This is a genomic window from Limnothrix redekei LRLZ20PSL1, from assembly GCF_043235035.1.
GTDB lineage: Bacteria > Cyanobacteriota > Cyanobacteriia > CACIAM-69d > CACIAM-69d > CACIAM-69d.
On record NZ_JAZAQF010000074.1, the window covers coordinates 41517 to 67093 of the forward strand.

Sequence of the window (25577 nt, forward strand, 5' to 3'; positions counted from 1 at the left end):
ATTGACCAGAAAGTACACTTTATCTTATGGCGGGAATAGACAGCGCACGATCATTTTTGGGCTGTCGTTGGCTGTTGTTGGCTGTCGCCAATGGTGACCTTATCGAATGTTGTTGCGATCCAATTTTCAACTCTGGCGGTGGCGGGCGATCGCGGCGCGCTGCTCAAGCCTTGGCCTGCTCTCTCTACTCTTAGGTTGCGTCAGTGACTTGCCCAAGGCACAGTTACCGAGCGTTACAGAACTGCCCAACGATCGGGACACCCTGATCGTGACCACGGACATTAACAATCAAGGCCCCGACCCATCACGGTTGGCATTTTATACGGCCGATTTACAAACGGGCGCGGTGGCTCGGTGGCTGTTGCAAAACGACGTGGAAATTGAGCAGCCCAACAAAAATCAAGCCCTAATTGAAAATGGCCCGCCCGTTTTGTTGCGCGATGGCAGCGGGTTGATCTATCAAGGCGTATTTTCCGGGCGATCGAGTCCCTTTTTGATTACGCCCCAAGGGGGAGTGCGATCGCTCACTGTTCCCCCCCCTGCCCAAAGCCCCAATGGCCGGCGGGCCTGGAGTGCCGATGGCCGCTGGTTGGCCTATGAACGAATTGAGCCGCGCGGTGAGGCCACCTTTTCGGAAATTTACTTACTCGATCGGCAAACAGGCCAACAACGCCTTTGGCTCGCGAACGATGATGCCGATCGGGAAATTCGCTGGATGAGCTGGTCTCCCGATAGCCAGCGCCTGGCCGTTGCCCGCTATCAACTGGGGCAAGAGGCGGTAGATCTGACCCTGCTGGATCTGCAAAAGCCGCCCCAAGTGCTGATTCGGGAAGGGGAAGCCACGCCTTTTCAAGTGCCCGAAGTCGCCATGTATGACTTCCAATGGTTACCGGATAGTCAGCGGCTGAGCTTCTTAAATCATCGCAGCCAAACCGTGCGCGGCAATGACGATCCACTTGATGAATTTTTGAGTTTTCAGTGGCTTTTCCCCCAATCTTCCGGGGTGAAATCCCAGTCCTCGATTTGGATTTTAGATATTCGAACGCGTCAGTTTCAGGAATTGCCGCTGGTGACCCAAGGGGAGCGCCTGGGGGATTTGTCGGCCTATACCTGGTCACCGGATGGCCAACAACTGGCTTTGGTGGCCGGCTTTGCGGGCCCCTGTCGGCGGCTGGTGACCGCTGGCCAGATCACCTGTAGTGACCATATCTATGTGGCGAGTGCGGATGGTCGGCGGCTGCGGCAGTTAACCCAGGTGGAGCAGTGGCCGAGCTATCGGGTGTTGTGGTTTTCTCCCCAACGTCCTGCGGGGCCATCATTCTGATGGCAACTGATTTAAGCCTGATTTGAGCCTGATTTGAGACTGATTTGAACTTGATTTGAGCCTGAGTTCTGCCTGATTTAAGCCTGATTTGTATCTCAGTGGCCTCAAATTTCATGGGAGTCAACGAGCCAGTGAAAGAGCGACGGGAGAATGGCCTTTAAATTGGAGAAAGTATACATACACTGAGCCTAGCTTCCCGTGACTCCGCAGAATTCTGAGCCTTGGCAGTTCTCGATTGATCGGCTGCGTTCCCTCACTCGATATCGCTGCCAAACCGCTTGGCAAGGGTGGCGAGGGGAATTGCGTCTAGATTGGGCCTTGGATCCCGATCGGTGGTCGCGTTGGCCGCAGATGGCGGTGAATGACAAGGGCCACATTCCCGTGGCGGCGGGGCGATCGACCCTGTGGTTGGCCCAACGGATTGTGATTCCGGAATATTTGGCAGAACCCTACCCGATCGCGGGGCTGACGCTGCGACTGGCCTTGGGGTGGTGGGCGGAAGTGGCGGAAATCTATCTGAATGGGCAATTTGTCCAGGCGGGCGATCTCTTCGATCCGGCCTGTCGGCGGTTGCTGAGCGCGGCGGCTGAACCGGGCATGGCGTTTGATCTGGCGATTCGATTGGTGTCACCCGGCCACGATCAAGGGGCGCTGGTGAAGGCAGAACTGATTTTTGAGACGGCTGCTTTGGCCGATCGCCTGGATCCGGGAACGCTGGCCGATGAGTTGGCGGTGGTGGCTCAGTTTGCCACTTTGGAATCGCCCGATCGCCCCGATCGCGCCAGTTTGGATCAGGCGATCGGGCAAATTCACTGGGCGGCTCTAGCCGATCGAGTGGCCTTTGAAGCCTCCCTGCAACGGGCCCGCCAAGCCCTGGTGGCCGCCGGTTGGGCCGACTGGCTCAAGCAGCGACAAATCCACGCCGTGGGCCATGCTCACCTGGACATGGCTTGGCTCTGGCCCGTGGCGGATACCTGGGATGCGGCCGATCGCACCTTTCGATCGGTCTTGCAGTTGCAAACGGAATTTCCTGACCTCACCTTCACCCATTCCAGCCCGGCCCTGTTTGAGTGGTTGGCGGCCGATCGCCCGGCCCTGATGGCTCAAGTGCGCGATCGGGTTGCGGAAGGGCGGTGGGAACTGGCGGCGGGCCTGTGGATTGAGCCGGACTTGAACTGCATCAGCGGCGAATCGATCGCCCGCCAAATTCTTTACGGTCAACAATTTGCCCTGAACCATCAAGGCCAGTGGGTGGCGGATCAACCGGCCCGGATTGCCTGGTTGCCCGATACCTTTGGGTTCTGCTGGCAATTGCCGCAACTGTTGCGGTTAGGGGGCATTGATATTTTTGCCACCCAAAAACTGCGCTGGAACGACACCACCCGCTTTCCCCACGAAGCCATCACCTGGGAAAGTCCCGATGGGTCGCAAGTGTTGGGCTGGATGTTGCCGCCCATTGGCACGGACGCGGATCCCCTGGCGATCGCTCGGTATGCCGTCGATTGGGAACAGGCTACCGGCCAAACTACCAGCCTGTGGTTACCGGGGCTGGGCGATCGAGGCGGCGGCCCCACCCGGGAAATGCTGGAGCAGTGGCAGCGCTGGTCTGCTTCTCCCCTGTTCCCGCAGCTAGGGTTTGGACGGGTGACCGACTTGGGTGCAAAACTCGCCGCGATCGACACCTGGCCCCGCTGGCGCGATGAACTGTACCTGGAGTTCCATCGCGGCTGCTACACCACCCACTTGGATCAAAAGCTGGCCAACCGTCGCTGTGAAGGACTGCTGTATGAAGCGGAACTCTGGTGGTCTTTGGCGGAAATGGCAGGGCTGGTGACTCCCGAGTTGGCCACCGCTGCTTTTGCAGACCTGGAGCAGGCCTGGAAACGGGTGCTGTTTAACCAATTCCATGACATTTTGCCCGGTACTTCGATCCCCGAAGTCTATGAAACGGTGAATGGGGATTGGCAGGTGGCGGAAGCCGGAGCCTTGGCCGGGCGCGATCGCGCATTAAATCGTTGGTGCGCTGCGATCGACCTGACCCAACCGCCCGTGGCCGGAGCTTCCCCCGTGGTGATTTTTAACAGCCTCAGTTGGGAGCGATCGGGCGTGGTGGAACTGGGGTTGCCCCCGGGATCTTGGCGAGCGGTGAGTGACGATGGGCAACCGCTGTTAACTCAGCGATCGGGGCCCCGGGGCGATCGGTTGTTGGTGCAGGTGAATGACTGTCCCGGCGTGGGTTATCAATGCCTGTGGTTAGTGCCCGATGCCGAACCCACCATGGTGGACTTGCAACATTTACCCAGCGAGCCGCCGATTCTGCAAAATCCCTGGTTGCGGGTCACGATCGATCCGATCACCGGCAACATCAGCAGTCTGTTTGACATCATCCAAAATTGCGAAATCTTGTCCGGCCCTGGCAACGAGCTGCAAGCCTTTCGGGATGCGGGGCAATATTGGGACGCTTGGAATATTGATCCCGCCTACGAAACCAACGCGCTGCCTCCGGCTCAACTGTTGGATTGGCGATGGGAAGAGTCCGGCCCCGTGCGCCAAGTTCTGCGAGTGCGGCGACAGGTGGGGCAATCGGTGATCACTCAAGATTACGTTCTGGAGTCCCGATCGCCCCTGTTGCAAGTTCGCACCACCGCCCAATGGCAAGAAACCCAAGTGCTTTTAAAAGCCGTCTTTCCCCTCAGTGACGAACCGGATCTCGCCACCTACGAAATTCCTTGCGGGGCAATTGTTCGCCCCACTCGACCCAGCACCGCCGCCGAACAAGCGAAGTGGGAAGTGCCCGCCCTCCGCTGGGCTGACCTGGCCGCCCGCTTAATTGCGGATCATCCTGGGCCTGGGCGATCGGCCCCCGATGCGGCCCCCGATGCGACCACTGATCGGACTCCCCAAATTGCGGATCCCACGCCGCAGGATGTGGCGGCCTGGGGGGTGAGTTTATTAACCACGGGGCCCCACGGGTTTGATGCCAAGCCAGGGCAATTGCGCTTGAGTTTGTTGCGATCGCCCTGTTGGCCCGATCCCCACAGCGATCGGGGTATCTGGGAATTCACCTACGCGATCTATCCCCACTTGGGCGGCTGGCAAGGGGCCCAGACGGTGCAGCGATCGGCCGAGTTGCAATCACCGCTCTTAGCCTATTGGGTTCCTGCGCCCGCCGCTGAGGAGGCGCACTTAGCTGAGGATTCGGCCGATCCGGCGATCGTACCCCATTGGCCCACCCAAGCCACCTTGCTCAATTTGGGCTGTGACCATGCTCAACTGATGGCCCTCACCCGCCATCCCCAACGGGCCGATCGCTGGGTGTTGCGGCTTTATGAAAGTGTCGGCCGAGCGGGGCAGTTGCACCTGACTAGCGATTTGCCCTTGACCTGGGGCGATCGGGTCAATTTGTTGGGCGATCCCCTGCCGGACTCCACCCCAACACCCGCAGTGACAACCCCAGCAGACCCTGCCAGCACAAAGGCGATCAAGCCCTGGCAAATTTGTTGCCTGGAACTCGATCGCCTCAACTAATCGCTCCCGATTGAACTTATTTCCCAGACTGGTTGGGAACCACGGTCTCCGTTAGCCGCCTAGGATTCCCTTGAAGACTCGCGAGCCTCGCCCTCCGGAGCCGCACTGCGTGGCCGCGGTTTGGATGGCTTTTGGTCTCCGTTCCGTTGGGGCCGTGGTGTGGTGGGCCGGGTTCCTTCGGGCCGATCCCCCGGTGGGCGATCGTTCCGATTAAACCGGCGACCCCCACCGCCCCGAGGCTTGTGGTTACCCGTCGGCTTACGGGGCTTGCGGGGGGGCATTCGTCGAATGGATGTGCCCTTCACGATCGTCAGCACATCCCCTTCCCGCTTCACCTCCACATCCCAGAAATGGCCCACGGCTCGCTCACCCAGCACGCCCTTCAAGTGGATCTTGAACGCCTTCGCCTTGTCATCGGGGCGACGCGGCGCTTGCTGGATGCGCATGGTTACCGCCTCTTGGTCGGCCCGATGGAACATCACCTCGCCTCGGATCGAGAAAAATTCTTGATCCACCACGGCTGGTTCTAAAACCGGCTCGTCGGATCCTTCCGGCGGCTTGCGGTGCAAGGTTTCCGGCTCCCAAACGCCCACTACTTGCAAATGCAGGTGATTTTCGCGGGTGCGCGGATAAACCACCCACAGGTGTTCTTTATCGAGGTCGATGTGGTTTTTGACAAGGCTCATGACCCGGCCCAGCAACACCGCATCGATCTGGATATCGTTTTCCACCACCAAAGCACCCTTGGTTAGGCGCTCTTCGGAAGGCAGATAGCGGCCTCGCACCAGCCCGATCGCCCGGTATTGCATGGGGTCACTGGGGGGTGGAATGGGATGCAGTCGCAAACCAAGGGTGCTGTCCTCTTCCGGGATGGGAGCGGGTTCCTCCGCTTCCACGGGTTCTGGCGCGGCGGTCGGTTCGGGTGTGGCGGTTGGGTCTCGCCGCACGGGCTTGGAAATGCTGACGATTTTGGCGGACTCTTTTTCCGGTTTAGCGGCTTCCTTGCGAGGGGCTTCTTCGGATTGAGCGGCGGGTGGATTGGGACGGACGGGGGGCGGGTTTGGCCGCTTGGGCCCATTGTTCGGTGTGGATGACTCGGCCGCAGGCGGCTCAGACGGGGGACACATAAGACCTCCTTGCAGGGGACGGAGACAGGAGCGAGGAACAGATATCAGTTTGGCGATCGGTCAGCCTAGCGATCGGTGCATGACAGCGCATGACGGTGTGGATGGCACTGCATCAGTGCGAATCAGGGCGATCGCCCCACAGCCATTGAAGATCATTTGGCAAAGATCATTCAGGGCCGGGTCTAAGCCAGTTTTCAGAGATGAGCCGAAAAACAGGCCAAGAGACCTGAGACGAAACCGATCCGGAACTGATATTGAACTAGGACGAACATTGACGGGGCCAGCCAAGGACTAACCTAACCCCCTGGAATGGCATTTTCCAGAGACCAAGCACCCCAGGGGCCCACTGGGGAACCGGAGGTGACGGCTCAGGGGCCAAGACCCGGGGGCTGTCAATCTGCCTATTCTACTGAATGCATGGATAGCCCAAGGGAGTCAGAAGATTTTTCTGGTTTTTTGGGAGTTCGGGGAATTGATGCCAATTTGGACTTGACCTGAAACCCTGATCTCATCATCGTTTGAGCGAAATTAGGGATCGATCGCCGCATGGGGTTTGCTCGGTTGCCGAAGGGATCCGATCCAAAAATTCCTGTCGGTCTAGAGCATGTGGATGTCAAAATGTCGGGTTACGGCCCCCCAAGAGACTCCCCAGCCCGGGGCGGCTCTTCCGTCAGGCAAACGAGGCAAAAACTGTGACGAATCAAAAGCAAAACCGTTGGCTCACGAGCGCTGTGCTGTTTTTGGCGCTACTCGCTTTTGTTGGACTGTCGGTGCTGCCCTTGTTGGGAGGCCTACGCCAAACCCCCAATTCTGCCGCCAGCCCGGGAACTAGCCCGGCCAGCTCGGAGCGCGATCGACTCATGAACGAGGCCAAAGGCTATGAGTTGGTGCTGCAACGGGAGCCGGACAACCAAACGGCCCTGCGGGGGCTGCTGGAAGCCAGGCTGAAAATGGGCGATCGCAAGGGGGCGATCGTGCCGTTGGCCAAGCTGGCGGAGCTGAACCCTTCCGAACCGGATTACGGCATTCTGTTAGCCCAAGCCCAAAAAGAGGCGGGGGACTTGGAAGCGGCAGCAGCCACCTACCGCACGCTGCTCGATCGCCAGCCCAACAGCCTTAAGGCCCTGCAAGGACTGGCCACCCTGTTGGTGGAACAGCAGCGCCCCCAAGCGGCCGTGGGTTTGGTTCAGGAGTCGTTGGATCAGGCGATCGCGGCCAATAAAAGCAAACCCAACAGCGCCGATGTGGTGTCGATTCGGCTGCTCTTGGGCGAGGTCTACGTCAAGTTGGAGCGGTATGACGACGCGATCGCTGCGTTTGACAAGGCCCTAGAGGGTAATCCCAAGGATTTTCGACCGGTTTTGGCCAAGGCGATCGTGCTGCGCAACCAAGGCAAGACTCAACAGGCTGAGGAATTGTTTGCAACGGCTGCGGGGTTAGCGCCCGATCGATTCAAGGATCAAATCCGCAAGCTGGCGGCCACGGAACCCGGCGCTGAGCCAACCCCCGCCGCCAGCCCCAGTCCCTCGCCCGCACAGCCCTAGTAGCGCGACATCCTTAAAATATTGGGTCAAAGTTGCGGAGCCAGTCGTGGTAACAAGGGGCTTAAGCCCCTTGCCCCGACGATCCGTGCCAACCAACCTGCCTAAGCGCCGCCCGGGCCATCCAAGTCTGCGAAGTCAATTTTGCCATGTACATGGTTGTGGCGAGCGGGGACTGATTCCTCGCTTTCCATGATGCCGTTGACAGTTTCCGTGAGGGCTTTGGGATCCATGAAGATCACCTTAGAGTTGGGGCTTTCGCTAATTCGCTGGCTAGCGTCCACATAGCGCTGAGCCACCAGGAATTTCACCATTTGCTCCAAAACCCCCTTGTTTTGGGGACGATCCTGCATGGCGGCCGAAATGAGCTGCACCGCTTGCACAATCCCTTCGGCCTCGGAAACGGCGGCCCGCTTGCGCCCTTCCGCTTCGGCAATGGCCGCATCGCGCTTTCCTTCGGCCTCAGAAACGGCAGCTTGGCGTTCCCGCTCGGCAATCCGAGTTCGCTCCATGGCGCGATCGATCTCTTCAGGGCGCTTGATGTTTTGGATGGCTACCCGCAGCACCTTAATGCCCCACTCAGTGGTAATGGTATCGAGGCGCTCCAGCAGGTAATTATTCAATTCTTCAATTTTGGAGAAGGTTTCCTCTAGATCAATTTGGCCGAATCGGGCGCGTAATTCCGTCAAAACCAGGTTTCTGAGGGAATCATCTAGATTATCAACGTTGTAGTAGGCGGCTTTTAAGTTAACGATGCGCCAAGAAACGAGGGCATCTACCTCGATCGCCAAGCCGTCTTTGGTGATGACTTGCTGGGGGGCGATATCCAGGTCGCGTTCCCGCACGGTTTCGACAATCAGCGAATCCACGAACGGAATCACAAAGTTCAATCCCGGATCGAGCGTGCGTTGATAGCGACCGAGGCGCTCAACCAATGCTTTATTTCCCTGTTCAATCACCCGAGCGGAGCTGGCAAAATAGCCCAAGCCCACGGCGAGAGAAACGAGTAGCCCCAACACTGCATCCACTTTGATTCACTCCATGCTTAGGTGCGACCGTTGGTTGACGCTGCAACCAATGCCGATATTTGGTCTTGCCACTTTGGTTTTGCCACTCTTAGGGGCATTTGACAAGCGGCCGGGCCCCCTGTGTGGTTGGGGGATGACAGTGATCGCCCCAGAAATTGCCTGGAAGGATCAAAAAATGAATTCAAGATAACCCAAAAAAGATAGTCAAAAAATAATCAAAATCCGTTGACTGCGGGGCTTTTCGTGGCCCTTGCTGGCTGCCTCAGGAATGGCTACTTCAGGAATAGCTGCTTCAGGAATTATGGTCACCGCCCAGGGCGACATCCTCCAGGAGGGGGGTGGCCGCTGGCCAAAGAGGCGCTTTGGCCCGCTCGGCTCGGAGTCGATCGAGGGTTTCCACAAAATCGCGAATGCCCTGAAATTGCTGATAAACCGAAGCGAAACGCACGTAGGCCACTTCGCTGAGCAATCGCAACCGATCGAGCACCAGTTCGCCTAATTCATTGGTTTTCACTTCCCGAATTGATCGCTGTTGGACTTCCGCTTCAATTTCGTCCACGATCGATTCCAACTGTTCTACGCCAATGCCAGTTTTTTCACAGGCGCGAATTAAACCCCGCAGCAGTTTCGAGCGATCGAACGATTCCCGCCGCCCGTCTCGCTTGACCACTGCGATCGGCACAAATTCTACCCGTTCGTAGGTTGTGAAGCGCCGTAAACAAGCCAAACACTCGCGCCGCCGCCGAATGCTTTGTCCGCCTTCCGCCGCCCGCGATTCAAGCACCCGACTATCCGTGTGATGGCAGAACGGACACCGCACAGGCATCACCCCTCATAACAGAACCCGAGTGACAAACCGTGCGATCGAGTTGCCCCACAGACCCTCCATCCAAACGATTCATCACTCGGGTTGAACGGTGATCATGGTCGATCGAGCCACCGAAGGGCTAGCTCCCAACCCTAGATTGGGCGATCGGGCCAACGATCCAAATATCAATACAGCCGATATGGCTAATACAGCCCCTGGAGCTAATGCAGCCAAGCTCAATATCGTGAAGCTCAATACCGTGAGGCCCCGTGCAATCAAGCTCAACGTAGTCCATGCGGCCAAGCCTTGCCTACTTGCCAATCCGAGGAGGCTCGCGGAAGGCAATTGCAAAAAACAACGTCCCGATCGCCAACGCCAAAATCAAAATGTAGGCAACGCTTTCCATCGTTCATTTCCTAACAACTTTTCCTCAGTCTATCAAGCAAGGGTCGAAAACGTTCAGTTTCCAAAATCCCGTCAAATCAGGATTTACAACCTGCAACAATCTTTCGAAAAGGAACTTCCGAAAAAGAACTTTCGAAAAAACCTTGAGCTGGCACTAAAGACAAGTTGCTTAGGGCGATCGGCCCCCACCGCCCAACACCCCCAAAACACAGCAGGAGAGCCTGGAATCCCAGACTCTCCCGTTAATTTTTGGGGTACCAAGGGGTCAAAGTCTGACCCTTAGTACCCCAAAGCTAGAGTGACCAAAGCCAAGCCCTAGACCGACTCCTTGCGGGTGGTCAAGTCGCCCAGCTTTTGGAACGCACCAAACTCAATTTGTTCGCCCAGGTCAGCTTCAATCCCAGCAAACACGTCGCGGAACAGCGTCCGAGCACCGTGCCAGATGTGACCAAAGAAGAACAGCAGCGCAAACGAAGCATGGGCGAAGGTGAACCAACCGCGAGGGCTGGTGCGGAACACGCCGTCTGCATCGGTGGTGTCGAACTCAAACGGTTCGCCCAACTGCGAGCGACGAGCCAGCCGCTTCACATCCGCCGGGTTGGTGAAGGTTTGGCCGCCCAGCGCACCGCCGTAGACCTTAGCTGTTACACCGCTTTGCTCAACACTCAGCCTCGATTCTGCACGACGGAACGGAATGTCCGCACGCACCACACCATCCGCATCGGTCATCACAACCGGGAAGGTTTCGAAGAAGTTCGGCAGACGACGCACGTTCAGTTCGCGACCTTCAGCATCGGTGAATACCGCGTGACCCAGCCACTTCTTGGCCATGCCGTCGCCACTGTTCATCTTGCCCACGCGGAACAGACCGCCCTTGGCGGGGCTGTTGCCCACATAGTCATAGAAAGCCAGCTTTTCGGGAATTGCCGACCAAGCTTCATCCAAGCTCTTGCCAGCCGCCACATCGGTTTGAACGCGACGTTGGATTTCCTGCTGGAAGTAGCCGCTATCCCACTGATAACGGGTGGGGCCAAACAGCTCGATCGGGGTGGTGGCGTTGCCGTACCACATGGTGCCCGCAACCACGAAGGCCGAGAAGAACACCGCAGCGATACTGCTCGACAGCACGGTTTCGATGTTCCCCATCCGCAGGGCCTTGTAGAGGCGCTCAGGCGGACGGACGCTCAGGTGGAACAGACCGGCAATAATTCCGACAATCCCCGCAGCAATGTGGTGGGCCACAATCCCGCCAGGGTTAAAGGGGTTAAAGCCATCGGGCCCCCACTCGGGCGCAACGGGCTGGACATGCCCAGTGATGCCATAGGGGTCAGACACCCACATCCCCGGTCCAAACAGACCCGTGAGGTGGAATGCACCAAAACCGAAGCAGAGAAGACCAGACAAGAACAGGTGGATGCCGAACATCTTCGGCAAGTCGAGGGCAGGTTCGCCCGTGCGGGGATCGGTGAACAGTTCCAAATCCCAGAACACCCAGTGCCAAACGGCTGCCAAGAACAGCAGACCCGAAAGGACGATGTGGGCGGTTGCTACGCCTTCAAAGCTCCAGAAGCCGACGTTAGTAGCAGTTTCACCCGTGACGCTCCAGCCGCCCCACGATTCGGTCACGCCCAAACGCGCCATGAAGGGCAGCACGAACATGCCTTGCCGCCACATGGGGTTCAGAACGGGATCGCTCGGATCGAAGTTGGATAGCTCAAACAGCGCCATGGAACCGGCCCAGCCGGCCACGAGCGCTGTATGCATTAGGTGTACGGCAATCAGTCGGCCTGGGTCATTCAGGACGACTGTATGCACTCGATACCAGGGTAGTCCCATTGACTACGGCCTCCTCAATCGTTGGTGATACAGCAGTGCAGTAAATCGATCGCCTGTTATGGAAGTCGCGATGCAGTTTCTCGAAAGAATCCGTTAAGGCAGTTATCTAAAAAAGTGTATAGAGTCCACATACCGATCGCAAGCAAGCGGTGATGCCGATCGCCCTGTGATGGCGGCAATGGGTCATTGGCAGGGGAGCGTGCCAGCCGCCGTTGGCGGTTGGAAATTGCGGCCGTGGTGATTGGGGCAACCCTAGAACTGGCCGGCTTTTTGGGTTTGAAAGTGGGCTTGGGCTAGGCTCAGACGTTCGATTACCTGGTCGGCGCTGATTAAACGGGTGAGCAGCACTTGTCCGATCGGCTGATTGAAGTTGCCGTCGCCCGTGGTGGTCGGTTCGGGCTTGACCTCGATGGTGACGATGCTGGATTCAGCTCGATACAGCCAGAGCACTTCGTCCTGCTGGGTGATGGAGAGGTGGGTGCGTTCAATGCGGGGCCCGCGTCGCCAAGCAATGGTGCTCCAGGGGCCATCGGTGCTCCAAACGCGCCCAACAACCCACCCGTCCGCAAGAAAGAAATATTTCCAAGATTCAGTGCTGTTCATGGCTGTCCCCGGGGAGGCGATCGCAAGTCCGCGCTCAACTTATCACCAATTCACGGCGGGTTGTTGACAGTATCGGGAGTGATTGTCGCGGCCTGGCAGCCGTTGGGCAAGGGCAGGGGCGTGGCGGCCGCAACGCGATCGCCCAAGTCCGCTTGGCGGGCCCAGAGGGTTGCGCCGCTGGCGAGAGGACTGTTGGGACTGCTGCGGCCCAGGGTACAGATTCTGAGTTCCACCCAGGTCAGGCCAGGCGGTGGCGGCCCAGAGGGGCGATCGCTGGTTGTTGGGGGGGCGGGGGCGATCGGCAAGGAAATGCGCAGAATTTGAATGATGCTGTTGGGGGGCAACCAACCAACCAGGGTGGTTCGATCGGGCCCGTATAGCCCCAGGGCAGCAGCTTGGGGCTTGATTTGCAGCACCTCGCCCACGTTCAGGGCCATTGGGCTGGGTGCAGGGCTGGGCGTGGCGTTGATCCCACTGGGCGAGGCGATTGGGGTGGGACTAGGATCCGGGGTATTGGGAGCGTTGGCATCGACCAGTTGCCGCACCAGGGGCATGATCACCAGGGCCAACAACCCACCGCCGAAAAGGACTAGGGCCAGCAGACTGAACCAGCGGCCAACCCAGGGCGATCGATCACGGGGCGATCGGCCCTCAGGGGGAATTGGCGAGGGTTCCGCCGAGGGGGTCACCAGTTCCGTTTGGGGCATTTTGGCCACCACCGAGGGCAACAGGTCATCCCCTTGGAAACTATTGGGGTTATTGGGGCTGGCGGCGGGCGAAACCTCCAATTCCCGATCGAGCGGTGGACTAGGAACCATCACGGGGCGGCGCAGGCGGGCTGGATCGGGCACGAGCTGGCGCGTGGCTCCAATTTGCACCAGACTGATGGTGGCGTTGTCGTGACCATTGTGCTGATTGGCGAGGGTAATCATTTGGGCCACGGTTTGACCGGGATCCCCTTGGCCCCAACGCACCGGGAACTGGTCACGCCACGATCGCTCGATCAGGTCAAAATCGCTCACCCCATCGGAGCAGAGGACGATCGCGCAATCCTCGTCCAGTACCATTCGGCGCACACTGGGATAAAGTTGCTCAGAATTGCCCATGCCCAAGGCCTGCACCAGGGCCCCGGCGGCGCTGATTTGCAACAAATCTCGATAGAACCCGAGACCCAAACGAGTTTCGCGGGTAGCCAGGTCATCATCCAAGGTCAAGGCATAGCAGCCCGTGGGCGTAATTTGGTAAGCGCGACTATCGCCCACATGGGCAATGTAAAGCCATCGATCGATCACCAGGGCCAAAACCACCGTGGTGCCCATTCGTTGGCGCTCGGCTCGCCCCTCCTGCACATTACGTTGGGTAATGACGGCATTGGCCATCCCGATTGCCCGCAGCAGGGTGGCATTCACCAACTCAGGGCTAGGGGGGGCCTGGGCGGCGGCCTCCACAAAGGGCACTAACTCGGTGGTGAGCTGCTCGATCGCCCAACGGGAAGCCACGTCCCCGCCCTCATGGCCCCCTAACCCATCGCAGACAATCGCCAAACCCAACCGCTGCCCTCGGGTCTGATCTTGGCTGAAGGGATAGCAAGCATCTTCATTGCGCGATCGGCTCGGCCCCGGGTCGCTCAGGCTGGCCACGGCCAGCTCCACGGGCGCATCCTGGGCCGCCACTTGGGTAATGAGCTGCTCCAAATTCGCCACCAGAGTCGGCGGATCGCAATTACCCAACGCCACCTGTTGCAACAGGGGCGACACCAAAGATTCCAAGGCCGGATGGGGCCGCAGCCGTTGCACCCACCAGCGCCCCCACTCGGCCCAACTGGGCGATCGCCCCGCATTGTCCTTCAGGGCCAGCAACCGCACCCAGCCGCTCCCCACCCGCAACCGCTCTGGTTCTAGCAGGGTGGCCGTGACCCCCGCGTCTTGCAAGGGTTCCCAGAGCCGCGCCACTTGCCACAGCCAATTCAGTTGGCGCAGGGGTGTGGCCTTGGCCCATTGGTCAACCAACTTTGGCAGCAGGGATCCATCGGGGCCGATCGGGGCCCCTTCAAGTAACAAAATGGCTTCCCGGCTAAAGTTCGACTGTTTGACAACGCCGTAAATTTGGGGCACTTGGGGCCGATGCTCCACCAGCCGCAAATAGCTGAGAAACAGGCGAGTGACTTCCCCAGGCACTTCGGGCACTTGGCCTGGCTGGCCGTCCAAAAAGCGCCGATCGCCCAAATAGTAGTAGCGATTGGCGAGCCAAGTGCCGGGAGCCAGCGATCGCAAGTCGGATCCAATCCCGTAGAGGTATAGATGCAGCAGCGGAGCACCACAGGCAGCACAAACCTTGGCCGAGGCGGGATTCCCGTGACCGCAGTGGGAATTACTGCATTCGATCGACCCGATCGGCACCGTCATAGCTCCTCAATTGCCGCTCCCTAACGGGCCGTTAAGGGCGCAAACTCCGTCAGAATGCCATACATTGCCCAAATGGCCATCGGTCGCAAGTAGGTACTGGCCCGGAAGGTGTTTTGAGCCGTAATAGCTTCCGGCGTTCGGAATTGCAAACCCCCGCTATAGATTTGGTTCACAACGGCGGCGGCCACTTCCATGGCTTCCTGCTGGTAGCCCATTTGTAACCAAAAAGCCGCTAGCCCAAAGTTAATTCCTGTCCAGACTTCCAGGGGGTGGGTGGCCTTCGGGTTTTCGGGGGAACCATCGGGCAACACGCCGTTGGCCACCCCCAGGTTAGGCAGGTCGTGGGGAATGTTCCACCCCAGTTCCCGGGCCCGATCGCTCCGGCAGAAGGCGTTGAACTTGACAAAACAGGAGTCATAAACCGTTTTGATCGTCCTGCGGGCGGCGGCGCTGTCCACCACATCCGGCAGCCCCAGCAATCGGGCATAGAATTGCCCACAGAGTTGATCCGCCATTACCACGTCGGAACCGCTGCCGGTGTCGAGGCGATAGGATTGCCCGTTCCAGAGGGCCAGATGATAAACCGATCGGGCTTGGGTGAGCCAGTCTTGGTAGGTGGCCAGGGTGGCCGCTAAGCTGGGGCGGTCGAGGGCGGCGCGGGCCCGGTCTGATTCATAGGTTAAATCATCCAAATCTGCTTCCAGCAGCACTTGCCCGATCGCGATCGCCGCTTCCAGGGCCGCAATCCACAGGCCGCCGCAGTAGGCACTCACGCCCACCAGTCGCCAATCATCAAAGGTTTGGTCGGGTGCGCCGGAGTTTTCGGGAATGCCGTCGCCGTCTTGGTCAAAGGTTTTCAGGTAAGCGAGCGATCGCTCCACCGAATCCCAGCAGTCCACCAAGAATTGCCGATCGCTGGCCCCCGTGAGTTGATAATCCCGGTAGACCTGCAACACGAAATCGCAGGGTAAATCCTTCCACAGGTTGCAATCCTGATAGCTGGTGTAGTTGGTGGCTTCCCAGGGATGCTCGTTCGGTGCGCCCAAATCATGGGGGGTGGCATCGGCAATCTTCCGAACCGCCGCCGCCCGGTTATAGCCAATGATTCGAGGGGTGGCATCGGCCGCGGGAATTGCCCGCGCAAAGGCTCGCATCACGGCCTTTTCCAGCTCGGGCCACAGCAACAGCAACCCAAAGGAACCATAGAGCCGCACATCTAAACTTTCATACCAGCGGTAATCCAGACATTCGGCCACGGCGAACTGGCCCTTGGGATCTCGCTCATCGGCGGCACTCCAAACGGTGGCCCCGGCTGTCAGGTCGTATAGCTCATTGAGAAGGCCCATTTTGAACCAATCGGGCCAGTCGGGGCGATCGAGCACGGGTTTTTGCCAGGCAATGATCCCTTCGCGCCAGGCATCGTAATGCTTCAGGGCGGTGCGGGCGATCGACCAGGCCCCTTGACCATTGCGCCCGAAAAAGTCCGTGTAGCGCCGATAGTAGGTCACGCCGGCCTTAAATTCCGTGGTGGGAAAGTCCCAAGCCAAGATGAAGGGAATTTTGCGAGTTTTGCCGGGTCGGAGGGTGAAGCGAACGGCGATCGCCGCGCCAATCCGTTCACCGGCCTTGGCGGGCCGATCGTCGCTTTCGTCGGACAGGTCACCTGATCGGGAAAAATCGCGCCACAGATCCGAACCATCGCCGGCCGGATTCCAGCGGGTGTGGTGAAACACCTCCACCGCCGGGTTTTGCACCGTCATCAAGGCCCATTGGCCCATCCCTTCGGCCAAGGGGCGATCGCCCGGATCAATCAAGCCTTCCAAGTTCAGGAGCGTGCAGCCCACCCGCGAGAAATCTTCAATCCAGCGGTTAAAGTTCCCCTCGCTCTCGCCCCAACGGGGTTGATATTCATACTCGGGGCTGCCGTCGTCCCGCACCGTAATTTCGGGGTTCTTGAGGGCATTGGTGAACCAACCCACCGTGTTTTCCCAACTGAGCAGAATGCTGACCGTAATGGGGCGATCGGTGGGGTTGTGGGCCGTCCACTCAAACACCGCCACGGGATAGCTGGTTTCTTGGTAGTTGCCCGCCAAAATCGGTGAAAACTGTTCGCAGGTGAGGTGGGTCTGCAATACGTTTTCGTAGGTGAACCAACTGCGCGGGTAGAGCGCCGAGTAAGTGCCCGTTGTGCGCTCGGCCGTGGAAGCGGGATACCAAGCCCAATCCCCCAGACTGCCATCGGCGGGTGGTTCGCTGCTGAGGGCATAGGTTCGGGGTAAGTCGCCCTCTGCTTGTTCAAAAACCGCAAACTGACAGCCGGGCAGGTTGGCAAACACATGCTCCCCGCCGTCCATGTGCCAAAAGTTAAATTCACCCCGGGGCGATCGACCCAAGGAGCCGGCCCCAAACCCACCCAAGGGCGCACCATGCCACGGGCCATCGTCCAAATTGCTGGCGTAGCGGACGGTGTAAGGACGTTCCCAACCAAGGCCGATCGGGCGGCTCCAAGCGCATGGGGGGATCGACCCGGCGGCGGGGTGACCGGTGGGGGGCGCGATCGGGGTCGCGGGGGAATTGTTTGTGGGATTTGCCTGAACCATGCCCAGAATTCTAAGGTCTTTTGTTCGATCGCGCCTAGGACTTTGGTTGGAGATTCAACGGTTAATCAGCGTCTGACGCGAAGATCACCTGACGAGAAGATCACCCCGATTCCCACCCCCATGCCCGATCGCCCGGTGGCTCCCACCTTGTGTCTGAGGTCTGTTCTCCAGTACAACGGGGATGGATGATTCTGCAACCAACGTTCACCCATTCCCGATCATCGTTCAACCAATCGCTGTTCAATCGATCACGGTTGAATGAAAAAAATTTGAGTCGCTTAGCACTCCAGTCAGAGTCAAGAATTCAGTTTAGGAACTCAATCCACTTTTGATGGGCTTGTTATGGAAAGCTGGGCCTATTTGCACTATGCCCTGGCGTTAGAGGCGCTGGATGCCCCGGAACACCTGGAAGACCAAAATCAGGGAGCTGATCAGGTCACCGATCGGGCAGCGGGGCAGCTCAATCGAATCACCTCGGGCCGAATGCTTCTGGGGGCGATCGCCCTTGGGGTGTTGTCTTGGCCGCTGCTGGCCGAAGGGGCCCAGGCCTATAACAGCCTGCGATTTGGCGATCGGGGTTTGGCAGTTCAAAATCTTCAGCAACTGCTCAAGGGGGCCGGGCTAGAAGTGCCAATCACCGCTGAGTTTGACAGTGCCACGGAACTGGCCCTGCGCAATTACCAACGGCGCACCGGCAAGCTCACCCCCACGGGCGTGCTTGATCGCACCAGCGCCATGATGTTGATGGCGGCCAACGGTGCGCCCGCCCGCCAAACGCCCGCCCCCTACTTGGTGCGTGGAGACCAGGGCCCTTCGGTGCAAGTTCTGCAATGGCGACTGCGACAGGCCAGCACCTTTAACCTGCCCCTGTTGGTGACTGGAACCTTTGACGAAGCCACCCGCACCGCCCTGTTGACCTATCAGGCCCAGCACCGATTGCCAGGAACCGGTGTATTGGATTTGGAAACCCAAGCCAAGCTCGATGCGGAAACGGTGGAGCCGCGCAATCCTTGGCGATCGGACGGCCGGGGCGACACGGGCAACACGAACGATCGGGAGAATCAGCCGGGTGGTTGGCAGCCGGTGATTAACCGTCCGCGCCCCGTGGCTCCGGTGGTGCTGCCCCCAAGCGCTCGTCCCAGTTCCGAGGTGAACACGGGAGGTTATGGAACCCTGACCGCGCCGATCTATGGGGGCGAAACGAGCGATCGCGTGGCCACCCTCCAAGGCAAGCTGCGCACCCTGGGCTTCCAAAAATCGCGCACCAATACGGGTCACTTCGGCAAAGTCACCCAAACGGCCCTGGTTGCCTTCCAGCGATCGCGCCGCCTCCCCGCCACCGGCTACGTGGATGCAACCACGGTCAATGCCCTGGCCACCGTGCCCGTTTCCGGCCGCCGAGGCTCTCCCTATTTGCCCGTGAAGCGCCATGTGCGCCGGGCCCGAAACTGGGTGCGACCCGCGACCGATTCCAGTTGGCAGCCTGTTTATAATCCCTGTTGCGTGCGAATCTGTGGCTCTGGCTATGGCGGCTGGCAGTGATTCAGCAGTGATTCTAACTGCGGTTGAGTCTGTGCCCCCGGTTGCGGACGCTTCGGATTGCTTAGGTTCGGATTCTTTGGATTCTTAGGTTTGGCAAATTATCTATGGAAAGTCTTGGCTATCCCCACTTGGCAGCGGCCTACCGGTCTGATTTCCTGGAACTCCCGTCCCTAGAAGCGGCCCTCAGTCGGGCGATCGCCTGGGAGCGGCTGTCGTCCCAAGGTTGGTTGCGCTTTTTGTCGCTGCTGTTGACCGTCAGCATCCTGGGCGCGGCGATTGGCCCGGCCTTGGCCGCTGAGCGTGCGGGTGAAACCCTCCGCAGTGGTGGCGGTGGCGGCGGCGTGGGCGACGGCCCCGCCTTCGTCAATCCCGATCGCCCCGTCACAAAGCCCCTGCCACCCATCACCGTTCGCCCTTGCCCCACCTTCAAAACCATCAGCAGCTACGTTTACCGCCCCCCTTATCTCCGCAATAGCGGCGGCTGGGGTGCGGGAGCCGGCCCCTGCTATAGCTGTGTGGGCGGTCGCAACGTCAACACCAGTCGCTTGCAACAGCGGCTGAAAGACTTGGGCTATTTCCGCTTTCGGGTCACGGGGTATTACGGCCCGATCACCGAAGCGGCGGTCAAGCGCTTTCAACGGGACTCTGGCTTAGTTCCTGACGGAGTAGTCGGGCCGCGCACCAAAGCGGCTCTGGGTCTGCTGGGCTAGGTTTGACGCGATCGCCCTAACCCAAATCCCGCTCCAGGGCGATCGCCCATTGGGCCGCGATATCAATTTGAGTGAAGGGAATTTTCATGGCTGGGCCACTGTCCTTGCGCACCAGCTCCAAAATCACCTGCTTGGCTTGAGTGGGATATTTCTCGGGGTTGATCGCCTGGCCATCGGCCATGAGCACCACGCCCTGCACTTGCTCCAGGGAAAGCCGTTGCACCTCGATCGGCCCCTTGCGGTTGGGAATGCCCCAAACCAATTCGCGACCCTTTTGGCCCAGGACGGCGTAAATGTCGTATTTGGCGCGATCGAACCCTTTTGCCCAAATTTTGTAAGCCTCTAGCCGTTGGTATTCATTCCAACCAGCATAGGCGAGACCAATAAACAGCCCCAGGAGGGGCAGCCACATCAAACCATGTTCCATAGGGCCGTTGCGGGGGTGCGAATTGGATAACTTGGGAGATGATCTTGCTGATTTTACGGGGCTTGTGGATGTTGTGGATCGCCTAGGGTTGAGTACCTGATCGTTTTGATCCAAGAATGCAACTCAAAATCCCGACCAAAATTTCACTTGAACGAATTAAAAATTTCTGAACTTAATCAACATCAAGTGCTAAGCAAGTTATGATGATCAACCTAAAATAAAAGTCTCAACTCATTTTCTGAACCATGCCTTATTCACTTTCTAAAGTAGCCAAACTTAAAAAAATAGGTTCAAAATGGGAATTTCAGTCGGAGGCAAACCTCGAAGACTTCCTGTACTTATGCTTAGATAAAATGCTAGGTGTTACTCCATTAAAAAGACAGTTTCCCATTGGTGGTCAGTTCTGCGACATCTTGGCTGTAGATTCTGATAAAAGACTACTCATTGTGGAACTTAAAAATCAAGAAGACAGATATGTTGTCAATCAAGTATCTCGATATTACGACGCTTTACTAGAAGAGAAGCCGTTGGCTGATTTTGTTGACTACTCTAAGCCTATTAAAATCTTAATAATCTCCCCTGTCTTTCACAGAGATAATCTAGTTGACAGAAGGTATAGTTGTTTAGATATTCATTTTTTGACATTTGATTTGTCTATAGAATCTGAAAGTCTCATATTCACCCTCCACAATTTAGAAAATAATGAGTCATCTTCGATCACTGTCTCATATGAGCAGGAATCACAGGAGCGGTTAGTTCAAGAACCACCAAGACGACTGTTGAAATTACTGACTGATGTTGCAGAAACTGAACGACAATTTATTTTGAATGCAAGAGAACAAATACTCGGATTTCATCACCAAATGAAGGAGATACCTATTGGCAATAATATTTTGTATGGCTCTAGTAAAACCAGACCTTGCGCTGAATTGAGATATGATGAAAGCCGCAAAACACCAACCTTATTTCTGTGGCTACCGCATGTTACATCAAGAACAATGAGTGCCAGAAAAATTATTGCTAGGATGAAGATCTGGACGAATTGGCTATCAGTAACTTCATTAGGGCATGTTCCAAAGGGGAACGGAAGGATGGTGAGTTATGAAGAATGGCGGATGGGATCAGTTCGACCTCTGAATAAATTACTACCTCCTAAGCATTTTGTTGAGAGATACTTCACTGATAAGGATTATCGAGAGCGATTTGTCGAAGAAGGATATAAGAATCGAGATTTAAATCCGCACTATAAATCAGGTTTGGCAATGCCCATACAAGGATATCTCTCTTTATTAAGAAGGAAGAAGAAATATCATCCCTGCAAGACTTAATAAACTTGGCACTAGAAGCTTGGCTAGAGAAAAATTAGTACTAGGCCATCTGTTTTAGTTGTGCTAATAGGTTGAATTTTGCAAAACCGAAATACAGCTCTTACCTCAATTACTAAGCATAGTCGCCCGTAGGGTGGGCACTGCCCACCAAACCGTTGCTTCATGGCATCTGCAATATGGCGTGCCAATAATTCTAGGTAAAGGCTGTATCTTAGTAAAGTTGTCGAAATTGCCTGCCGCCGCTTATCTTAGTTATTAAGCATTTACAGTTCTTATTAGGTAAGGAGATCATAAATTTATGACAACTATCCAAAATAACCACAACGAACTATCTGGCAAGCGAGCGTTGGTCACAGGTGGCACAAAAGGCATGGGAGAAGCCATCGTCAAACGCCTGCGGCTAGCCGGTGCAATCGTTATGACGACTGCCCGCTCAAGACCCGATGAACTTCAGTCGCCGGAGTTATTCATTCAATCCGACATCAGCACGCCTGAGGGTATGAAAAATGTCGTGACGGAAGTGCTCGCTCGTCTTGGCGGCTTAGACATCCTAATCAATAACGTAGGTGGTTCCTCTGCTCCGAGCGGTGGTGCACTTGCCTTGAGTGATGACGATTGGCAGCAGGCATTCAATACGAATTTGTTTGCTGCTGTTCGCTTGGATCGAGCCTTTCTGCCTAAGATGCTGGAACAGAGATCGGGTGTCATTATTCACATTTCGTCTATCCAGCGTACCCTTCCGCTCTATGATGCGACCTTGGCATATGCTGCGGCGAAAGCGGCCTTGACTAACTACAGTAAAGGACTTTCGAACGAAGTGGCATCCAAAGGAGTGCGGGTTATTTCAGTGGCCCCTGGTTTCATCGAGACAACAGCAGCCACGGGGCTTATCGAGAGGTTGGCCAAAGACGCAGGAACAGACCTTGATACTGCTAGGCAAGGGCTGATGGATTCACTCGGGGGTATTCCGATGAACCGTACCGGTCGCCCCGAAGAAGTGGCGGAACTCGTTGCTTTTTTGGTATCCGATCGCTCTGCCTATATTAATGGCACTGAATATGTAATTGACGGAGGAACGATTCCTACAGTTTAACGAATCAAGAATACATATCGAAAGAATCAGTATTCCTTGAAAACGCGCCTAACAACCAGTTCATTCTGAATGTGGCCAGCTTGTCTTTCCCGCGTCGTTGAGTGTCATGTACTGCGCCCAAAGATTGAGATATTTTTAATGGAATTTAAAAACACTTCATAGAATGGTTCTGTGCCTTTTTTTAAGTGATTGGTGCGTTCTGTCGCAGATGTCATGGAGGTTAAAACCGCTCTACCACGCGCTGTCACTGTGCTCATCAGGCGAGGTAATTGTCATGGCTAATTAACTCAATCATCAATCAATTGAACCCGACGCGAGCGTTAACCGATCGCCCACTTGCAACATCCTAGATTCTTCGTTGGCGGAAGCAGAATTGGGGTCGATCGCCGGAACTTGGGTATTGATGGCCAAGCGGTAGAAGTGATTAAAACGCGATCGCTCGGCCCAAGGTGGCAGGGTGATTTGGCGCTGGGCCATGAAGGTTTTTTGAAATTGAGCCGTGGGTTCGCCGGTTTGGCTGTTTCGGGTGGGGACAATGCAGCGTTGACAGGGATTCGTGCCCAAAAATGGCACTGCGCCAATTTGAAACGGGATCCCGTTGCCAGCGGTGCTGTAGAGCTGTTCTTCCCAAAAAGGCTCCACCTCGTCAATTTCCAGGTTGGTTCGCAGCCGATCGCGCAGTTCCGCGACGGTCAAGTCTGGAAACCAACTGGCCACCGTTGCGATCGACCCTGTGCTGATTAAGGTGGGGCCCCAAGCGACCGGATCATCGGGAAAGCCGGCCTCGTGGTTTTGGGCAATGGTGACCGGTTGCTGAAAATAGTCGCTGAACCAGGTGGCTAATGCTTCCTGATCGTGATCTAAATGGAAGGTGGCGGCGGGTTGAGCGCCTGCTTGTAAGCGCAGGGTGACGAGACGTTGGGCTAGGTCAAAGGTTGATCGAATTTGGTGAATGGCGGCGTTGCGCTTGCCGTTAATGAACTTGCCTTGGGCATCGAGCAGGGCAAATTCCCGATCGCCTGCCAAGGATCCAGCCGCCGTCAGGGCGACCCGATCGACCGCGACACCATCCAAGGACTTAATCGGGAATAGGGTGATGCGGGCCAGCCTCGGGTGGGTGGACATGGAGAAGAAGAGAGGTGATCGATGGGGAAACCGGAACTAGCCGGCCTGGGCAGACTGCTGATCGTAGCCATAAAAATCGATCCGATAGTCAGCGATCTTGACCCCCGTTTGGGCCTCGATTTGGGCAATCAGCTCCGGTGGTAGGGTCACATGCACATCGACAATCCGGCCGCTGTCTAGGCAGTTGATGTGGCTGTGGGGGTCGCTGATGTTGCCGTACAGACGACCATCAGCCCGATCGATACATTCTACAATTCCGTTACGGGCCAGGGCTTCCAGGTTTTGGTAAACCGAGGTGTGGCCAATGTCTTTGCCCCGCCGATTCAGACGGTCATAAATTTCCCGTGCGGATAGGTGCTCCTGATCGTCCCATAGCAGTTCCAAGATGAAGCGGCGCTGGCGACTGACCCGCATTCCCAGGGTTTGGCAGCGTTCTAGGGCATCATCAAGCGATCGAATGGGTTTCACGGGCGGCTTCTCAGCAGAACGGGTTAGACAACTGGGTTTGAGGGCAGGTTCAGGGACGAGCGAGAGCGCGGGCAGTCTCTTGACAGCGGCGGGCCGTTGGATGCCGGGGGTGGCTGTCAGGGGTGTAAACCGCTGGGAGATGGGCGATCGGGGCTGGCGTTGTTGCGAGCTTCTACCACATCAGGGGGCTATCTCATACCCGGACTGATTTGATTTTAGCGCACCTCTTGGAAACAAGGGTTTGGTGCGAATGGAATGCTCCCATGGACTGTCTGGGCGGTTCAGTGGAGCGCGCTGCTGATTAAACCGCCCATTGAGCCAAATTACTGGTGGTTAAGACTCCAGGGCACTGCCTGCGGGGCCGATCGCCGCCACGGCCGTTTCCAGGGCGATCGCCGCGTGGGTCCAGTGGGTTCCCCCTTGGAAATAGGCCACATAGGGTGCGCGCAAGGGCCCATCGGCCGACAGCTCTGAGGTGCTGCCTTCAATGAATGTGCCCCCAGCCATCACCACTTGATCCTCATAACCGGGCATCACGGCCGGCACGGGATCCACGTAGGAATCGATCGGGGAAGCCTGTTGCACTGCCCGGCAAAAGGCAATTACCTTTTCGGCACTGCCCAGCTTAATAGCCTGGATGATGTCGCTTTGGGCAGCGTCCGGAGTCGGATTCACCGGATAGCCCAGGTTGGCAAACACCCGCGCTGCCAAATAATTACACTTGAGCGCTTCTCCCACCATTTGGGGAGCCAAGAATAAACCCTGATAGAGCAGTCGGTGTTGGTCGAAGGCCGCCCCTCCCTCAGAACCAATGCCGGGAGCCGTTAACCGACAGGCTGCTTGCTCCACGAGATCAGCCCGACCGGCCACATAGCCCCCAGCGGTGACGATCGTGCCGCCGGGGTTTTTGATCAAGGAGCCGGCCATCAGGTCTGCGCCCACAGCGGTGGGTTCGTTGTCTTCCACAAATTCGCCGTAGCAGTTGTCCACAAAGCAGATCGTGCTTGGGTTCTGAGCCTTCACGATCGCCACAATCCGACCAATGTCGGCAACGGAGAGGCTGGGTCGCCAATCATAGCCACAGGATCGCTGGATCGTGACCATCTTTGTTTCTGGACGAATCGCTTGGGCCAGGGCTTCCCAATCGATCGTCCCGGCCGGGGTCAAGTCCAATTCCCGGTAGGTGACCCCAAAATCCATCAGGGATCCTTGACCGTTGCCCCGCTTGCCGATCACCTCTTCCAGGGTGTCGTAGGGTTTACCAGCCACGGACAGCAACTCATCGCCGGGCCGCAGCACTCCAAAGAGGGCACAGGCGATCGCGTGGGTTCCCGACACAATTTGTACCCGCACGATCGCGGCTTCGGCCTGAAGGGCCCGGGCCATGACGCGATCGAGCGTGTCCCGACCCAAATCATCGTGGCCATAGCCCGAAACCCCTGCAAAATGGTGGGCTCCCACCCGTTCCGCCCGAAACGCATCCAGCACGCGCTTCAGTTTGGCCTGCACCGCGCGATCGATTTGCCCAAATCGGGGCCCTAACTCCTCCACCGCTCGCTGCACCACCGCCGCCGCATCCACCGTGATACCGCCCTTAGTGGCCTGATCCATCTGAATCCCCATGACCGAACTAACCCCAAATGGCTTGAATTTTTGTAATTGCGCCCAAAAAATTGCCA

19 protein-coding genes are annotated in these 25577 nt (G+C 57.3%); 7 read left to right on the forward strand and 12 right to left on the reverse strand.

What is annotated here, in order from left to right:
• Positions 1-106 precede the first annotated feature (106 nt).
• Complete coding sequence (locus tag VPK24_RS12430) at positions 107-1324, forward strand: hypothetical protein (protein WP_393013781.1); 1218 nt, start codon at positions 107-109, stop codon at positions 1322-1324.
• A 198-nt stretch (positions 1325-1522) separates the two neighbouring features.
• The gene (locus VPK24_RS12435; RefSeq protein WP_393013783.1) at positions 1523-4852 is read left to right on the forward strand and encodes an alpha-mannosidase; all 3330 of its coding nucleotides are present in this window, start codon (positions 1523-1525) and stop codon (positions 4850-4852) included.
• Positions 4853-4911: 59 nt separating this feature from the next.
• On the opposite strand, the gene VPK24_RS12440 is transcribed toward VPK24_RS12435, so the two are convergent.
• A complete protein-coding gene (locus VPK24_RS12440; RefSeq protein ID WP_393013785.1) occupies positions 4912-5979 on the reverse strand; it encodes a hypothetical protein in 1068 nt (355 codons plus the stop codon).
• Between the two features lie 692 nt (positions 5980-6671).
• Here VPK24_RS12440 and VPK24_RS12445 point away from each other — a divergent pair.
• On the forward strand, positions 6672-7523 hold the full coding sequence (locus VPK24_RS12445) for a tetratricopeptide repeat protein (RefSeq protein WP_393013786.1): 852 nt from the start codon (positions 6672-6674) through the stop codon (positions 7521-7523).
• A gap of 101 nt (positions 7524-7624) precedes the next feature.
• On the opposite strand, the gene VPK24_RS12450 is transcribed toward VPK24_RS12445, so the two are convergent.
• The 7 genes from VPK24_RS12450 to VPK24_RS12480 form a co-directional block, all read right to left on the reverse strand.
• Entirely contained in the window at positions 7625-8548 is a 924-nt protein-coding gene (locus VPK24_RS12450; RefSeq protein WP_393013788.1) for an SPFH domain-containing protein, read from the reverse strand.
• 292 nt (positions 8549-8840) lie between these two features.
• Positions 8841-9368 (reverse strand): transcriptional regulator NrdR, encoded by a 528-nt coding sequence (gene nrdR, locus VPK24_RS12455; protein ID WP_393013790.1) that lies wholly within the window; start codon positions 9366-9368, stop codon positions 8841-8843.
• A gap of 298 nt (positions 9369-9666) precedes the next feature.
• Positions 9667-9762 carry a photosystem II reaction center protein T gene (locus VPK24_RS12460; protein ID WP_037216787.1) on the reverse strand — a complete coding sequence of 32 codons (96 nt, stop codon included), beginning with the start codon at positions 9760-9762 and terminating at the stop codon, positions 9667-9669.
• 314 nt (positions 9763-10076) lie between these two features.
• On the reverse strand, positions 10077-11597 hold the full coding sequence (gene psbB / locus VPK24_RS12465) for a photosystem II chlorophyll-binding protein CP47 (RefSeq protein ID WP_190532308.1): 1521 nt from the start codon (positions 11595-11597) through the stop codon (positions 10077-10079).
• 252 nt (positions 11598-11849) lie between these two features.
• Positions 11850-12200, reverse strand: a complete 351-nt coding sequence (locus VPK24_RS12470) for a hypothetical protein (protein ID WP_099532320.1) — start codon at positions 12198-12200, stop codon at positions 11850-11852.
• A gap of 50 nt (positions 12201-12250) precedes the next feature.
• Positions 12251-14605 carry a protein phosphatase 2C domain-containing protein gene (locus VPK24_RS12475; RefSeq protein ID WP_393013792.1) on the reverse strand — a complete coding sequence of 785 codons (2355 nt, stop codon included), beginning with the start codon at positions 14603-14605 and terminating at the stop codon, positions 12251-12253.
• A gap of 20 nt (positions 14606-14625) precedes the next feature.
• Complete coding sequence (locus VPK24_RS12480) at positions 14626-17205, reverse strand: GH116 family glycosyl hydrolase (protein WP_393013794.1); 2580 nt, start codon at positions 17203-17205, stop codon at positions 14626-14628.
• 342 nt (positions 17206-17547) lie between these two features.
• Here VPK24_RS12480 and VPK24_RS12485 point away from each other — a divergent pair, with 342 nt between their 5' ends.
• Positions 17548-18747, forward strand: coding sequence for a peptidoglycan-binding domain-containing protein (locus VPK24_RS12485; protein ID WP_393013796.1), 1200 nt, complete (start codon positions 17548-17550; stop codon positions 18745-18747).
• A gap of 104 nt (positions 18748-18851) precedes the next feature.
• The gene (locus tag VPK24_RS12490) at positions 18852-19457 is read left to right on the forward strand and encodes a peptidoglycan-binding protein (protein ID WP_393013798.1); all 606 of its coding nucleotides are present in this window, start codon (positions 18852-18854) and stop codon (positions 19455-19457) included.
• Positions 19458-19473: 16 nt separating this feature from the next.
• Here the strand turns inward: VPK24_RS12490 and VPK24_RS12495 are convergent, their stop codons facing one another.
• Positions 19474-19884 (reverse strand): hypothetical protein, encoded by a 411-nt coding sequence (locus VPK24_RS12495; protein ID WP_099533734.1) that lies wholly within the window; start codon positions 19882-19884, stop codon positions 19474-19476.
• 245 nt (positions 19885-20129) lie between these two features.
• On the opposite strand from VPK24_RS12495, the gene VPK24_RS12500 reads away from it, so the two are divergent.
• Both VPK24_RS12500 and VPK24_RS12505 read left to right on the forward strand, forming a co-directional pair.
• Entirely contained in the window at positions 20130-21212 is a 1083-nt protein-coding gene (locus VPK24_RS12500) for an endonuclease NucS domain-containing protein (RefSeq protein ID WP_393013800.1), read from the forward strand.
• 298 nt (positions 21213-21510) lie between these two features.
• Positions 21511-22305, forward strand: a complete 795-nt coding sequence (locus VPK24_RS12505) for an SDR family oxidoreductase (protein ID WP_393013802.1) — start codon at positions 21511-21513, stop codon at positions 22303-22305.
• A gap of 294 nt (positions 22306-22599) precedes the next feature.
• Here the strand turns inward: VPK24_RS12505 and VPK24_RS12510 are convergent, their stop codons facing one another.
• From VPK24_RS12510 to VPK24_RS12520, 3 genes are all read right to left on the reverse strand, one after another.
• Positions 22600-23430, reverse strand: coding sequence for an MOSC domain-containing protein (locus VPK24_RS12510; RefSeq protein ID WP_393013804.1), 831 nt, complete (start codon positions 23428-23430; stop codon positions 22600-22602).
• Between the two features lie 36 nt (positions 23431-23466).
• A complete protein-coding gene (locus VPK24_RS12515) occupies positions 23467-23898 on the reverse strand; it encodes a Fur family transcriptional regulator (protein ID WP_393013806.1) in 432 nt (143 codons plus the stop codon).
• A gap of 333 nt (positions 23899-24231) precedes the next feature.
• Positions 24232-25479: a methionine gamma-lyase family protein gene (locus tag VPK24_RS12520; RefSeq protein WP_393013829.1), complete on the reverse strand. Its 1248-nt coding sequence runs from the start codon at positions 25477-25479 to the stop codon at positions 24232-24234.
• Positions 25480-25577: the final 98 nt, after the last annotated feature.

Excerpts from the sequence above, each read along its gene's own strand:
- VPK24_RS12430 (WP_393013781.1), top strand. The coding sequence starts at position 107 with ATGTTGTTGCGATCCAATTTTCAACTCTGGCGGTGGCGGGCGATCGCG.
- VPK24_RS12440 (WP_393013785.1), bottom strand. The coding sequence starts at position 5,979 with ATGTGTCCCCCGTCTGAGCCGCCTGCGGCCGAGTCATCCACACCGAAC.
- VPK24_RS12460 (WP_037216787.1), bottom strand. The coding sequence starts at position 9,762 with ATGGAAAGCGTTGCCTACATTTTGATTTTGGCGTTGGCGATCGGGACG.
- psbB (WP_190532308.1), bottom strand. The coding sequence starts at position 11,597 with ATGGGACTACCCTGGTATCGAGTGCATACAGTCGTCCTGAATGACCCA.
- VPK24_RS12470 (WP_099532320.1), bottom strand. The coding sequence starts at position 12,200 with ATGAACAGCACTGAATCTTGGAAATATTTCTTTCTTGCGGACGGGTGG.
- VPK24_RS12475 (WP_393013792.1), bottom strand. The coding sequence starts at position 14,605 with ATGACGGTGCCGATCGGGTCGATCGAATGCAGTAATTCCCACTGCGGT.
- VPK24_RS12480 (WP_393013794.1), bottom strand. The coding sequence starts at position 17,205 with ATGGTTCAGGCAAATCCCACAAACAATTCCCCCGCGACCCCGATCGCG.
- VPK24_RS12485 (WP_393013796.1), top strand. The coding sequence starts at position 17,548 with ATGGAAAGCTGGGCCTATTTGCACTATGCCCTGGCGTTAGAGGCGCTG.
- VPK24_RS12490 (WP_393013798.1), top strand. The coding sequence starts at position 18,852 with ATGGAAAGTCTTGGCTATCCCCACTTGGCAGCGGCCTACCGGTCTGAT.
- VPK24_RS12495 (WP_099533734.1), bottom strand. The coding sequence starts at position 19,884 with ATGGAACATGGTTTGATGTGGCTGCCCCTCCTGGGGCTGTTTATTGGT.
- VPK24_RS12500 (WP_393013800.1), top strand. The coding sequence starts at position 20,130 with ATGCCTTATTCACTTTCTAAAGTAGCCAAACTTAAAAAAATAGGTTCA.
- VPK24_RS12505 (WP_393013802.1), top strand. The coding sequence starts at position 21,511 with ATGACAACTATCCAAAATAACCACAACGAACTATCTGGCAAGCGAGCG.
- VPK24_RS12510 (WP_393013804.1), bottom strand. The coding sequence starts at position 23,430 with ATGTCCACCCACCCGAGGCTGGCCCGCATCACCCTATTCCCGATTAAG.